Origin of the sequence: Marinomonas shanghaiensis (assembly GCF_003259175.1) — a bacterium.
In the GTDB taxonomy this organism is placed as follows: domain Bacteria; phylum Pseudomonadota; class Gammaproteobacteria; order Pseudomonadales; family Marinomonadaceae; genus Marinomonas; species Marinomonas shanghaiensis.
On the sequence record NZ_QGOK01000012.1, the window covers coordinates 121,589 to 135,388 of the forward strand.

Here is a 13,800-nt window from a genome sequence, read left to right on the forward strand (position 1 = left end):
AAAATGCGGCTTTTTTATTTGCCTATCACGACGGATATTAACGAGTGATTAACTTTTCTCGCTGCGTGAATCGCGTTAATACTTTGTACAAACCATACGCATCACGACTCCCCGCTAATTCACGAATCGAATGCATACCAAAGGTGGGTAATCCAATATCAATTGTTGGAACACCAATTTCACCCGAGGTAATAGGTCCGATCGTGCTGCCACACGCCATATCACTGCGCACAACAAAACACTGAACCTCATAGTTTTCTTCCGCAGCAATATCACGATAAATACTGGCTGTTTCACTGTTGGTTGCATAGCGTTGATTGGCATTAACTTTAATCACAGCGCCTTTGTTAATGGCTGGCGCATGATTCTTGTCGTGTTTGTGTGCATAGTTAGGATGTAAACCATGCGCATTATCGGCAGACACCAACATAGAACGCTGAATAGCTTGCACATACAGCTCTGGATTAGGTGTTAAACGACGTAGAACATCGTCTAGGAACGGGCCATTGGCACCGCATGCTGACAAGCTGCCAATCTCCTCATGATCCGTACAAATTAACAGACTTGGGCGCTGTAAGCCCGAGCTCAGTAACGCTTGCAGGCCGACATAACAGCTCAGTAAGTTATCCAATCTTGCAGAACAAATATACTCTTTGTGCAAGCCTACCAAAGCCGCAGGCTGGGTATCATACAAGCTTAATTCGAAATCCAAAATCGCATCAATTTCCAAATTAGCATGTTGCTTTTGCAACTGAGATTTTAACAAGGTATGCAAATCGAATTCATTTTCTGCGCCACATAAAATCGGCAAAATTTCTTCTTGAGGATTAACAGAGAAACCTTCATTCGCTTGACGATTCAAATGAATGGCCAGATTCGGAACAACCGCAATCGGGTCTTTGAAATCCACCAAACGACTGACAATCTCACCGTTCTGCGTTTTTAGGGTGACACGTCCCGCAATCGATAAATCACGATCCAACCAAGTATGAAGCAAAACACCACCATAAACTTCAACCCCCAGCTGATGATAACCAAAACGATCTACCTGTGCGTTAGGCTTCAGCTTTAAACATGGGCTATCGGTATGAGCACCTATCATGCGCCAACCATTTTGACTAAAACTAAGCTGTGGTGTCGTAAACGCAATGAGAGAAGAACCATTGCGCGTTACAAAATATCGCCCGCCCTCTTCGATGACCCAGTTGTCTTCTTCCAACAACTCAACGAAGCCTTCTTCTAACAAGGCATTACGCATACTATCTGTCGCATGAAAAGGAGTGGGAGAAGATCTAAGAAATGACAATAAAGCGTCATTAAAATTTGAAAATTCCATAATATCCTATAAGCACAATTGCTTTAAAAAAGTGACTTTTTAATACTTAGACTAGCCTTACAGCTCAGTGTCTAATATGATTTTACCAGTGACGTATAAAACAGACAGAGAGAGCCCATACCGGATGAACTATAAACGCCTTTTGCTTTGCCTTCTAATCGGCTACACCTTTGCATCAACATCGGCGTCGGCTTATCAGGAGCTACAACCTCCTCATGAATACGACAAAGTCTCCAAAGAACTCGTTGAAATGATAGAGGGCATACATTATAACAGACCTCACATTGACGATGCCATTTCAGCCAAAGCGTTCGACTACTATATTGACGCCCTAGATCCGAGTAAGAGCTTCTTTTTACAAAGCGATATCGATGAGCTATCTCAATACCGCTATAGCTTCGACGATGCACTTAGAAATGGTGATACGCAAGTTGCCTACACAATCTACAACCTCTATCTGAAACGTTTGGAGACTAGACTCGATCATATCCAAAAGAATTTACCAAACATAGTAAAGAGCTTTGATTACGAGGTCGATGAGTCACTCAATGTCGACCCAGAAGCGCAAAAATGGGCAACCACTCAAGCCGAGTTAGACGATTACTGGCGTAAACGTCTTAAAAACCGCGCCCTGACGCTCAAACTAAATGGCGAAAATGAAGAAAAGATCATTTCCACCATCGAACGTCGCTATAAAAATCAGCTCAAACAAGTGGATCAAACCAATGCCACTGACGTTTACCAAATTTTCGCAAACTCAATCACTGCGGCACTTGACCCTCATAGCAACTACTTTGCCCCACGTGCTTCCGAAACCTTTAACATCAACATGAGCTTGTCTTTAGAAGGCATTGGTGCTGTCTTACAAATGGACGATGACTACACTAAAGTCGTGCGCCTTGTTCCTGGTGGACCAGCAGCGACACAAAGCGATTTATCCCCTAACGACCGCATTATTGCCGTTGGACAAGAGGGAAAACCCATGATAGATGTCGTGGGAATGCGCCTTGACGACGTAGTGGATATGATTCGTGGCGAAAGAGACACAACGGTTATCTTGGAAGTGACGCCAAGCAAAGGTGACACTCAAACCAGCAAACGCATCAGCATTGTTCGCAAAAAAGTGAAACTAGAAGACCAATCTGCTAAAAAAGAAATTGTCGAAATTGAGCGTGACGGTGAAAAATACAAAGTGGGCGTTATTACCCTGCCTACCTTTTATTCTGACTTCGCCGCGATTCAAGCTGGCGACAAAAACTACAAAAGCTCTACCAGAGACACCAAGCAATTGATTGATGAATTACGTGAAGAAGGCATTTCTGCACTGATTCTGGATCTAAGAAACAATGGCGGCGGCTCTTTGCAGGAAGCCAACGCCTTAACCGGACTGTTTATTCCCTCCGGTCCAACAGTACAAATACGGGATCAAAGCGGGCGTGTTACGCCTTTAGGAGATACTGACACAGCGATTGCTTACAGTGGGCCGATGGCGGTTTTAGTGAACCGTATGAGCGCCTCTGCATCAGAGATCGTTGCCGGTGCACTACAAGACTACGGACGCGCCCTCATTCTTGGCGACCAAACTTTTGGTAAAGGCACAGTACAAGTATTGCAAGAACTGGATAAAGGCCAGCTAAAAATCACACAAGCGAAGTTTTACCGCGTGTCTGGTGAAAGCACTCAACATAAAGGCGTAATGCCTGACATTCCTTTCCCTTCTCTTATCGATAAAGACACCATAGGTGAAAGCGCTCTAGACAACCCACTGCCATGGGACAAAATTCATGAAACTCGTTACCCTGTGTATTGGAACATACCAGCTTACTTGCCTATTTTAGAACCACGCCACGAAGCCAGAATGGCAAAAGATCCTAACTTTGTGGCAATAAACGATCAAATCAGTGAATTTAAATCCCTAGCAGAAAGCTATAAAACCGTATCTTTAAAAGAGAGCACTCGAATACAGCAACGAGAAGAAGGCAAAAAAAGAGAACTTGAACGAGAAAATACGCGTCGCAAAGCACTTGGCTTAGAACTGCTCACATCGGTTGAAGACATAGTACCAATCGAAGAAGACACCTATGCAAAAGAGGCTTCTGAAATACTGTTGGACTTCATTGCTACCAACCAAGTGGCACAACAGCAAGCCGATAAACAAACCGCACAAAAGTAAATAACAAAGCCAGCAACAAAATGCGAAAATCGCGTTTTGTTGCTGGCTTTTTTTATATAAAATCCCCCTTCCACATTAATACGAATTACATCAATCATGGCAAAAGCGTCTTCCGATCGGAACACTATCGACTTATTTGGCAAGTCTCCAGGCCGCCCTCGAACGCAACCTCTGACCCGAAAAGACCAGCTCAAGCTGAACAAACGTGCTCAGCGAGAAAAAGAGAAAGCTCAGGGATTAAAACGATTAGAATTGATTGTTGAACAAGACATTATTGATAAATTAGATGAGCTATGTGAACTGAATGGGATCAAACGTGCCGAATGGCTAACCTTACAAATCAATAAAAGCCTTGCCAAATCAAAAGCCATTAAATCGCCTAAAAAATCTGCGAAACCCGTGAGCACGACAACAAGTGCAGAATAAGACAGTCACAGTCTTCTTACAAAGCGCTCTCATTCACAATAGTGATTTGCTATACTAGTTGGCCAAATTCACCAATGACCTAACAAACAGACCTGATATGGCTAAACTGTACTTTTACTACTCGGCAATGAACGCTGGCAAATCCACCGTTCTATTGCAATCCGCTCACAATTATCGAGAGCGGGGCATGCGAGTTTTACTCCTTACAGCCTCAATAGACGACCGATTTGAAACAGGACAAATCGCCTCTCGTATTGGCATATCGGCCAATGCCAGCGTATTTGACAATGGCACTAACCTCCTAGCGCTAGTGAAAGAAGAACACCAAAGTCAGCCATTAAGCTGCATATTGATTGATGAAGCGCAGTTTTTAACCAAAGAACAAGTGTACGACCTTACTGAGATCGTCGATACCTTACGCATTCCTGTTTTGGCGTTTGGCATTCGAACCGATTTCCAAGGCGAGCTATTTGAAGGCAGTAAGTCATTACTCGCTTGGTCAGACAAACTCATTGAATTAAAAACTGTGTGTCATTGTGGTAGCAAAGCCACCATGGTGATTCGACTCAATGCACAAGGAATCCCTGTTAAAGAAGGCGCACAAGTAGAAATCGGCGGCAATGACCGTTACTTGTCCGTTTGCCGAAAACACTTTAAAGAAGCCGTGAGAGACTAATTATGTGGTTCAAGAACGCCCAAATTTTCCAATTAAAAGACACCGAATCACTAGATACGAATGAATTGATCGATAAGATCCCCGAGTTCCCATTAAAAGAATGTGGCTCTCAGGAAGAGTTCTCTTTCGGCTGGTTACCGCTTATCCGCAACAGCGAGCAATGGAGTCTTGCCAGTGACCGTTGTTTGCTGTTCCGCGCAGGCAAAGAAGAAAAGGTCTTACCGTCTGCCGTGGTTCGTGAAGAACTGGAAGCCAAAGTGGCTGAGATCGAATTAATTGAAGGTCGTAAAGTCGGTCGTAAAGAAAAATCCGACATGAAAGACGAGCTGGTTTTCACGCTTCGTCCAAAAGCGTTTTCAAAACGCACCGATATTTGGGCATATATTGATCTACAAGCCAAAATTCTGGTTCTCAACAGCACCAACGCCAGCATGACAGAGCTGCTTTTTAAACATTTACAAACCACGCTTGGCAGCTTCCCCATGACACCTCTACAGGCGCAAGTGTCGCCCTCGTCATTAATGACAGATTGGTTAGTCAAAAATGAAGTCCCAGCCAGCCTAGAAACCGGTGACGAGTGTGAGATACAAGATTCGTCTGAAGACAAAGCCACCATTCGATTTAAGTCTTTAGAGCCATTGTCTGAAGATGTGACTCGCCACTTACAACAAGGCATGGCGGTTAAAAACCTAGGGCTTCGTTGGACCGACAAACTCAGTTTCGTTCTCCATGATGATCTGACATTGCGTAAAATCAAATTTGACGATGCCTTAAAAGAAGCGGCTTTTAATGATTCACAAGGTGGTGGTTTATCCGATATGGACGCCAACTTTTCTCTAATGTCATTGACCATGAGAGAGTTTTTCACCTCTTACTGTTTGTGGTTTGAAATCAACTAAAACCCCGTACTTTCTTTGCTCGCCAACCTTTTCCACAGATATCGTGGATAAGGTTGGGGAGAACATTGGGTAAGCTAGGCTACAAGGCGTTCTTGCCATAAAGCCTCAAAATGCACCAATTTGAACACACATAATTTGTTCTTATTAGCAAAGAAAAAATCAATAAAAATATCACTTAAATCTAAGATTAATTCCCACTTAAGCTTAACCGCTTAATCGAAACGTAAGACAAATTGGCTAAGATGCATTATGTTAAGCCAGCCTAGTATTTCAATCTTTCCAACAGGTCAAAAAGCCTCATGACAAAACAACAGCAAGAACAAGACATAGCCATAAGAGTTACCCTTGTCGGCGCCGTGTGGGACGCCCTACTCGGCCTAGCCAAAATAGTAGCTGGGTATTTTTCTCAATCACAAGCCTTAATCGCGGATGGTATTCACTCTTTATCCGACTTAGTCACCGATGTCTTTGTCTACTTTGCTTCTGCAAACTCTCGTCAAGGGCCTGATGAAAATCACCCTTATGGCCACCTGCGTTTTGAAACACTCACCACCGTCTTTCTTGGCATGGTTTTGATTATTGTCGCGCTTGGTATCGCCTACGAATCCATTACGGCATCGGCTTCCCAAGCGCAATTAACTTGGTATGGTCTTGCCGCCCTGATCGCAACCATTGTCATCAAAGAAGCCATCTTTCATTACACCAAAAAAGCCGGCGATGAAATTGGTAGCAAAATGCTGGTCGCCAACGCATGGCATAGCCGCAGCGATGCACTGTCCTCTGTCGCCGTGCTTATTGGTTTAATCGGTGTGTATTTTGGCTACGGCTGGGCCGATAGAGTAGCGTCGATTGTGGTTGCCCTTCTGATCGGTAAAATGGCCATCATCATGGTCTGGGAAAACTTAGCGGAGCTCGTGGACACGGCCCCTGATCCAAAGCTGATTGCACAAATCAAAGACACTGCTAATGGCCTAAAGCATGTCATGGCGCCTCATGATGTCAGAGCAAGATCCATGGCAGGGAAAATCTACCTAGATATGCACATCCATGTACCAAGCCATGCCAGCGTCAGTGAAGGCCATTACCTTGGGGATCTGGTTGCCTACACCATCAAAAAAGCCCACCCGCAAGTACAAGATGTCATGGTACATATTGACACAGACGACAAGATCCAAACGGAAAGCTTCCTCCATGAATCCGGTAAGCCACCGCATTTAAAACTGCCTGCACGACATCAGATACTGGCCGATTTGGGCTTTTTGCTGCGCCAACATACCGCCTATGTGGACATCCCTAACACTCGATTGCACTACCTAGACAATCGTCTTGATTTGGAAATCATCGCCAATTCAGCCAAGATTCCAGAAGGCACAGACTTGCAAAAACTGACCACTAGAATTCTTCAGGAACTGCAAACCACCAACTACATAAATAAGGCCACTGTGCTTTGGGTTTTCCCAGAATAATTAAGAAAATTAATCAGCTATGTTTTTTTGTAGGTCGGGATTTATCCCGACAAGGCCTAAAATGTCGTTATGAGCTTTTTGGGGCGCGCTTTAGTACGACAAAACGTCATTTCTCGTGAAGAAGGTTTTGTTTTTGTGTTGAGGGCTTTTTTGTCGGCCTAAAGGCACGACCTACAATTTACGCCAAAAACGACGAGTGATGAAACACGAAAAAATTCAATTACTCGTTCGGTTCGTCGGTAAAAACATCGTCATTGAGATACTCCACTGGCAGCGCCTTACTGGTCTTCGCGCCCATTAATTTAAGTTTTTCCGCTCTGGCGACGAGATTTCCTCGCCCTGCCGTAAGTTTTTTCAAGGCGGCATCGTGCGTTCGGCTGACCGCATCCAATTTGCTGCCGATGTCATCCATATCTTGAACAAAGCTCGAAAATTTATCGTACATGGCCCCCGCTTGGCGGGCAATCTCAATGGCATTTTGACTCTGTTTTTCATTGCGCCAAATATTTTGAATGGTGCGTAGGGTTGCCAATAAATTAGACGGGCCGACGATAATGATATTGTGCTCAAACGCTTCGCTGAACAAACCATTATCGCCTTGTAAGGCCAAACCAAAAGCGGCTTCAATGGGAATAAACAACAACACAAAATCCAACGACGTCACGCCGGGCAAATCATGATACGACTTGGCGCTTAACTCTTTCATATGACGACGTACAGCGTCTAGATGCTGTTTCAATGCACGGTTTTTATCTTCTTCTGTCTCTGCTTCCATATAAGCCAAGTAACTGATCAACACCATCTTTGAGTCAACAATTACTTGCTTACCTTCCGGTAAATGAATCACCACATCCGGCTGCAAACGTCGACCTTCCGCTGTTTGATAAGAAGCTTGCGTCTCATACTCACGGCCCTTTTCTAGTCCTGAGCGTTCTAATATTCGCTCTAAAATCACCTCGCCCCAACCGCCCTGCAGTTTATTTTGCCCCTTTAAAGCATGGGTCAGACTCACCGCATCGTCGCTGATTTTCTGATTCAGTAGCTGCAACCCTTTTATTTCTTTCACCAGAGAAAAACGCTCGCGAGCTTCTTCTTGATAACTCTTTTCCACACTTTCCTGAAACTTTTGGATTTGCGAACCCAGTGGCGTTAGCAAGGAGCCTAGCTGACGCTCATTTTCTTTCGCCAATTGTTGGCCTTGCTGACTCATGATGTCATGGGCCATTTGCTTAAATTCAATCGTATTTTGCTTTTTTTGCTCGCGATAAAAGGCTTCTTTTTCCTGCCACACACTTTGCGCGGCGGCAAATTGTTGCTCCAACGTTAGGGACTCTTTTTCCAAATAATGAATCTGATCTTTCGATTGCTGCAAAAGACGCTGTAATTCTTCATTTTGTTGCTGCATTTTTTCGTGTGTGATCTGCCACTGGCGGCGCATAGCCTGTACAATAGCGCCAGCAATACCAGATAGAAGAATCGCGCCGATACAAAAGCCCGATAACACCCAAACTGATTGCGAAAGCCAATCTGTCATATGAATTAAAACTCGCTAATAAAAGGTTTTTTAACAAAGTGAGGTCTTTACATGACGTCGCGAACAAAGGCAAAACGAGTCTATTTTTAACACTGTATTGGCGCGCACAGCGGTCATGCTAAGGTTTCGATAAGTTTACATGGATTACTACCTAAGCCCAACACACACGCAACGCTTTGATCTAGAAATAAAAAACAGTCAATTCATTACGACGGTTTGTCGGACGAACGGTCGTGACGCGGCCAAGGCTTTTATCGAAGAGACCCGTCAGCGTTTCCCTGATGCAAACCATCATTGTTGGGCGTTTATTGCTGGCATGCCGAATAACGCGCATTTGTGGGACCAAAGTGACGATGGCGAACCCAAAGGCACGGCAGGAAAACCCATGCTCAATGTGTTGCAGCATTCCAATTTTGGCGAAACCACTGTGGTGGTGACACGCTTTTTTGGTGGGGTAAAACTCGGTGCTGGCGGCTTAGTTAGGGCATATAGCCAAGCCGTGCAAGAAGCGCTTTCGCAAACAGAATATGAAAATGTGTACCCACGCCGCCCCATCCAGTTAAAAATCGCCTACCCTTTATTAGGTAAGGTTGAATATTGGCTAGAACAGAGCGATATAGAAATCACCAACAAAACCTACAGTGACAGCATCGTGATTGACCTTGCTGTTATTGAACGTACTTGGCCTGAGCATAAAGTCACATTGACGGATTTATGCCAAGGCAGTTTAACTTTAATTGAACCGGACAACGCATAACTATGTACCAAACTGGACAAAGATGGAGTAGCCGCAACGAGCCTGATCTCGGCGTAGGCATGATAGTAGACACACAGAACAAGTCTTTTACCTTGCACTTCCCTGACGCGGAAGCAGATCGTCAATACTCAAATGACCAGACCAGTCTTGTTCGACGCACTCTCACTGTCGGCGATCAACTGCACTTCCAAGATGAAACCTTTACCGTATTGGAAGTAGAAGAAATTAACGACCTGATCGAATACCGTATCAGCGAAGACGACGATTGGTTAGAAGAGTCGGTTATTCAGTTTCCACGTAACGACAAAAACGAGCTCGATTCGTTATTGGCATTGTCGCCTGCTCGTCGCATGTGGTTTGACCTACGTCGTCATACCCTTGAGCACCAAGCAGCCAACGCCGCCTCGCCAGTACGTGGTTTGATGGGCTTAAAAGCCGAACTCTTGCCACACCAGATTTATCTGGCACATGACATCGCCAATCGCCCAAAAGCGCGCGCGCTTTTATGTGACGAAGTGGGCATGGGGAAAACCCTAGAAGCTGGCTTAATCTTGCATCAACGCCTACTAAATGGCCTTTGCAAACGCGTGCTGATACTGACACCAACCAATCTGCAACATCAATGGTTGGTTGAGATGCTACGCCGTTTCCACCAGCCTTTCTCACTGATTAATGAATCTGTGTACGAAGACTTCATGGAAGGTGACGACAACCCATTCGAACAGCAGCCTTTCGTTATCTCGCCAATCGATTGGGCGAGCCAACATCCGAAAGCCACTCAGCACATGCTCGATGCAGAATGGGATATGGTCATTGTCGATGAAGCACATCACCTTGCTTGGCATCCAGAAACACCTAGCATTGGCTATCAAGTTGTGGCTCGCTTAGCCGCGAAAACAGAATCTCTGTTACTGTTGAGCGCAACACCAGAGCAAACCGGTGAACGCGAGCATTTCTCTCGCTTACAGCTCTTGGATGCCGATCATTATCATGACTTCGAGCATTATCAAGCACAACAGCAAGCCTTTAAACAAGCCGCTGAATTGGCCGAAGCATTGCTGCCTTTTAGCCAAGAAAACAGCGCACCAGAAGCACTGGATTGGCAGGCTGCTTTTGGCACCTACCTAAAAGAAGTAAGCGCCAAAGAATGGTTCCAGACACTCACCACCAAAACCGGTGCTGAGCAAACCCAAGCCGCAAAAGAAGCCATCAGCTGGTTAATCGACCGCCATGGCACAGGCCGTGAGATGTTCCGCAACACCCGCGCAGCGGTAGGAGGCTTTCCTGATCGTTACCTGCATTCTTATCCACTGGAGAATAACGAACACTTTGCATCGGCTAACCACCATGTACAGCCAGAAACAGAAGTGGCTGATGGCCTGTGGGAAAAAGATCCACGTTGGGTATGGTTAAAAGAATTCCTCGAATGCCAGGCAGACAAGGTTCTCGTCATTTGTCATACCGCGGACATGGCACAATGGCTCAATGACCAGCTGACTTTTGCAGGCTTCCAAAGCGCCGATTTCCACGAACAAATGCCATTGATTCACCGTGACCGTGCAGCGGCTTACTTTGCCGACGAAGACGGAGCACAAATCCTCGTGTGTTCAGAGATCGGCAGTGAAGGCCGTAACTTCCAGTTCAGCCACCACATCGTCATGTATGACCTGCCAGAACACCCAGACTTGCTAGAGCAACGCATTGGTCGTCTTGATCGTCTAGGACAATTAAACGACGTACAAATTCATGTGCCCTACATTAAGCAAAGCGTACAAGAACGCCTGTTCCACTGGTATCACCACGCTCTTAATGCCTTTTGTCGCACTACAGGCTCTGGCGATAAAGTCGAAGAAGCCTTTGGCGACAGCTTACACGCCTACTTACATGGCCAAGACGACGACACAGATCTGCTAAAAGAAGCGAATATCTATCATGAAGCGTTACTCAAGCAGATGGAAGAAGGCCGTAACCGCCTACTGGAAATGAGCTCATGCCGTCCTGAACAAGCTCGTGCATTGATTGATCAGATTAACCATCAAGCCACAAAAGGTCTGCATCATTATATTGAGCAAGTGACTCACGCCTTCAACATCTACGCAGATTGCATTAATGACGATCCAGATCGCGCGGCTTGGTTCATCCGCCCTTCTACCGACATGATGCTCGAAGCCCTTCCAGGCATCGAAGAAGAAGGCAAAATGCTCATGCTTGATCGCCGCCAAGCCAGCCAACGTGAAGACGTAGCCTTCGCCACCTGGGAACACCCGTTAATCACCATGCTGATGGACGAAGTTCAAGGCTTTGACTCAGGCAAGCTTACTTCGGCTATCTTGCCAATCGCTGCATTGCCTGAAGGCACCGTGTTGGTGGAAAGTATGTTTGTCATCGAAGCGACGGCACACCCACGTTTGAAATTGGCGCAATCTCTGCCAATGACCCCCATGTGGCAATTGTCTGACTCAAACGGCAAATTCCTCCATCAGCAATTTACCGCCGACAAGTGGGCAGAAAAACTGAAAGGCGTACCAAATCGCGTTGCTGAACAATGGGTAGCGGCCTTACGCAAAACCTTGATCGAAGTGCTGCAAGCTCACCAGCTAAACGCCCAAGACCAAGCACGCCCTATCGTTCAGGCCGCAAAAACGTCTTACCAGCATCGCTGCCAGAATGAAATCGAACGTCTAGTGGAATTAAAAGCCTTCAACGACACCATTCGTGACGAAGACATCGAACGGCTTGAAATCAACATGCAAGAAGGTTTGACTCGCATCGACGAACACCAAATCCGCTTGGATGCCATTCGTATCATCTTAACAACGAAACCGGAATAACGTCCTGTGCAGGATGTCATGCCGAGTTTAGAGCCATCTCGCTTAGAGATAATATACGAAGACGAATGGTTTGCTGTGATAAACAAACCTGCTAACTGCTTATCTGTGCCCGGACGTGGCGCAGATAAGCTCGATTCTATCTTGCATCGAGCAGAATGTTTATTTGGTCAAGCCTTTGCAATTCACCGCTTGGATGAAGCCACCTCAGGCTTAATCCTCGTGGCGAAAACCCACGAATGTCAGAAACGCATGTACGCGCATTTTCGTGAACGAGAAGTGCAAAAAGAATACCGCGCTTTACTGCGCGGTCATCTTTTGGGTGAAAAAGGCGAAGTACGGAAACCCCTTCGCTGTGACTGGCCCAACCGACCAAGACAAATCATCTGCACCGACGAATGGAGCAAAGATTCCGTCACTTACTGGGAAAAAATAACTTACGAAGACAACACCACCCGTGTTCGACTCGTGCCCTTTACTGGTCGTTCCCACCAACTCCGCGTCCACATGCAAAGCCTAGGACACTCGATCATTGGTGACGAATTCTACGATCCAGAATATCAACACGACCCTCGCTTGCTACTGCACGCCTATCGGCTCGAGTTCAGGCATCCGTTTACCAAAGCATGGATTGCTTTTGTCGCGGCTTGTCCTTTTTAGTTCTTTTCTTTAAGTTCCATTCAAACACTTTGTATTCCCAATCTTTATTCCGCCCCGCTGGGCGGGTAACTTTTTTATCGGACTTTCAGCCCAAACGTATCATTCATCCTGTTTAAAATTATCTTTAGTGAAACGCCATAAAGTCGCGCAACTTCGTCGCGCCGAACTGACTGCATAGTGAATTCAGTGATGGAAACCGAAGACCGTAGGTCTGATGAGACGAGGAACGAGGCGTAATCTGACGATGGAAGCGAAGCTTCCATAATCCGCAGAATCTATCTACACGTCGCTTGTGCCTTTTGAATCGCTAAAATAAGAAACTAGACAGATAGACAGATAGACAGATAGACAGATAGACAGATAGACAGATAGACAGATAGACAGATAGACAGATAGACAGATAGACAGTTAGACAGATAGACAGATAGACAGATAGACAGATAGACAGATAGACAGATAGACAGATAGACAGATAGACAGATAGACAGATAGACAGATAGACAGATAGACAGATAGACAGATAGACAGATAGACAGATAGACAGATAGACAGATAGACAGATAGACAGATAGACAGATAGACAGATAGACAGATAGACAGATAGACAGATAGACAGATAGACAGATAGACAGATAGACAGATAGACAGATAGACAGATAGACAGATAGACAGATAGACAGATAGACAGATAGACAGATAGACAGATAGACAGATAGACAGATAGACAGATAGACAGATAGACAGATAGACAGATAGACAGATAGACAGATAGACAGATAGACAGATAGACAGATAGACAGATAGACAGATAGACAGATAGACAGATAGACAGATAGACAGATAGACAGATAGACAGATAGACAGATAGACAGATAGACAGATAGACAGATAGACAGATAGACAGATAGACAGATAGACAGTCTATTTTTACGATTGCCAATTTTTCGCTTGGTTTGTGTAATAAATAATCATAATTTTGCCTGTTTGAACTGGCAGCAATCCAGAAAGACCTTTAGTATCAATGGATAAGAATATTGGCAGACGA

At 45.2% G+C, this 13,800-nt stretch carries 10 protein-coding genes; 8 read left to right on the plus strand and 2 right to left on the minus strand.

Features of this window, described 5'->3' with window-relative positions:
* Positions 1-37: 37 nt before the first annotated feature.
* Complete coding sequence (locus DKT73_RS10960; RefSeq protein ID WP_111638593.1) at positions 38-1,336, minus strand: M18 family aminopeptidase; 1,299 nt, start codon at positions 1,334-1,336, stop codon at positions 38-40.
* Positions 1,337-1,460: 124 nt separating this feature from the next.
* On the opposite strand from DKT73_RS10960, the gene DKT73_RS10965 reads away from it, so the two are divergent.
* From DKT73_RS10965 to DKT73_RS10985, 5 genes are all read left to right on the plus strand, one after another.
* Positions 1,461-3,509, plus strand: coding sequence for a carboxy terminal-processing peptidase (locus DKT73_RS10965; protein WP_198666592.1), 2,049 nt, complete (start codon positions 1,461-1,463; stop codon positions 3,507-3,509).
* A gap of 96 nt (positions 3,510-3,605) precedes the next feature.
* Positions 3,606-3,935, plus strand: a complete 330-nt coding sequence (gene ybfE / locus DKT73_RS10970; RefSeq protein WP_111638595.1) for a LexA regulated protein — start codon at positions 3,606-3,608, stop codon at positions 3,933-3,935.
* Positions 3,936-4,032: 97 nt separating this feature from the next.
* Positions 4,033-4,611, plus strand: a complete 579-nt coding sequence (locus tag DKT73_RS10975; protein WP_111638641.1) for a thymidine kinase — start codon at positions 4,033-4,035, stop codon at positions 4,609-4,611.
* A gap of 2 nt (positions 4,612-4,613) precedes the next feature.
* Positions 4,614-5,510, plus strand: a complete 897-nt coding sequence (locus DKT73_RS10980) for a recombination-associated protein RdgC (protein WP_111638596.1) — start codon at positions 4,614-4,616, stop codon at positions 5,508-5,510.
* A gap of 299 nt (positions 5,511-5,809) precedes the next feature.
* The gene (locus tag DKT73_RS10985; protein ID WP_111638597.1) at positions 5,810-6,976 is read left to right on the plus strand and encodes a cation diffusion facilitator family transporter; all 1,167 of its coding nucleotides are present in this window, start codon (positions 5,810-5,812) and stop codon (positions 6,974-6,976) included.
* Positions 6,977-7,196: 220 nt separating this feature from the next.
* Here DKT73_RS10985 and rmuC read toward each other — a convergent pair whose 3' ends face one another.
* The gene (rmuC, locus tag DKT73_RS10990) at positions 7,197-8,510 is read right to left on the minus strand and encodes a DNA recombination protein RmuC (RefSeq protein ID WP_111638598.1); all 1,314 of its coding nucleotides are present in this window, start codon (positions 8,508-8,510) and stop codon (positions 7,197-7,199) included.
* Positions 8,511-8,649: 139 nt separating this feature from the next.
* Between rmuC and DKT73_RS10995 the strand changes: the two genes are divergently transcribed.
* Genes DKT73_RS10995 through DKT73_RS11005 form a run of 3 tightly spaced genes read left to right on the plus strand, consistent with a single transcriptional unit; the run spans position 8,650 to position 12,755 of the window.
* The gene (locus tag DKT73_RS10995) at positions 8,650-9,267 is read left to right on the plus strand and encodes a YigZ family protein (protein ID WP_111638599.1); all 618 of its coding nucleotides are present in this window, start codon (positions 8,650-8,652) and stop codon (positions 9,265-9,267) included.
* Between the two features lie 2 nt (positions 9,268-9,269).
* Positions 9,270-12,098, plus strand: coding sequence for an RNA polymerase-associated protein RapA (gene rapA, locus DKT73_RS11000; RefSeq protein WP_111638600.1), 2,829 nt, complete (start codon positions 9,270-9,272; stop codon positions 12,096-12,098).
* A gap of 18 nt (positions 12,099-12,116) precedes the next feature.
* Positions 12,117-12,755 carry an RluA family pseudouridine synthase gene (locus tag DKT73_RS11005; RefSeq protein WP_111638601.1) on the plus strand — a complete coding sequence of 213 codons (639 nt, stop codon included), beginning with the start codon at positions 12,117-12,119 and terminating at the stop codon, positions 12,753-12,755.
* The last annotated feature ends 1,045 nt before the right edge of the window (positions 12,756-13,800 follow it).

Excerpts from the sequence above, each read along its gene's own strand:
- DKT73_RS10995 (WP_111638599.1), top strand. The coding sequence starts at position 8,650 with ATGGATTACTACCTAAGCCCAACACACACGCAACGCTTTGATCTAGAA.
- DKT73_RS10980 (WP_111638596.1), top strand. The coding sequence starts at position 4,614 with ATGTGGTTCAAGAACGCCCAAATTTTCCAATTAAAAGACACCGAATCA.
- rapA (WP_111638600.1), top strand. The coding sequence starts at position 9,270 with ATGTACCAAACTGGACAAAGATGGAGTAGCCGCAACGAGCCTGATCTC.
- DKT73_RS11005 (WP_111638601.1), top strand. The coding sequence starts at position 12,117 with ATGCCGAGTTTAGAGCCATCTCGCTTAGAGATAATATACGAAGACGAA.
- DKT73_RS10985 (WP_111638597.1), top strand. The coding sequence starts at position 5,810 with ATGACAAAACAACAGCAAGAACAAGACATAGCCATAAGAGTTACCCTT.
- rmuC (WP_111638598.1), bottom strand. The coding sequence starts at position 8,510 with ATGACAGATTGGCTTTCGCAATCAGTTTGGGTGTTATCGGGCTTTTGT.
- DKT73_RS10975 (WP_111638641.1), top strand. The coding sequence starts at position 4,033 with ATGGCTAAACTGTACTTTTACTACTCGGCAATGAACGCTGGCAAATCC.
- DKT73_RS10960 (WP_111638593.1), bottom strand. The coding sequence starts at position 1,336 with ATGGAATTTTCAAATTTTAATGACGCTTTATTGTCATTTCTTAGATCT.
- DKT73_RS10965 (WP_198666592.1), top strand. The coding sequence starts at position 1,461 with ATGAACTATAAACGCCTTTTGCTTTGCCTTCTAATCGGCTACACCTTT.
- ybfE (WP_111638595.1), top strand. The coding sequence starts at position 3,606 with ATGGCAAAAGCGTCTTCCGATCGGAACACTATCGACTTATTTGGCAAG.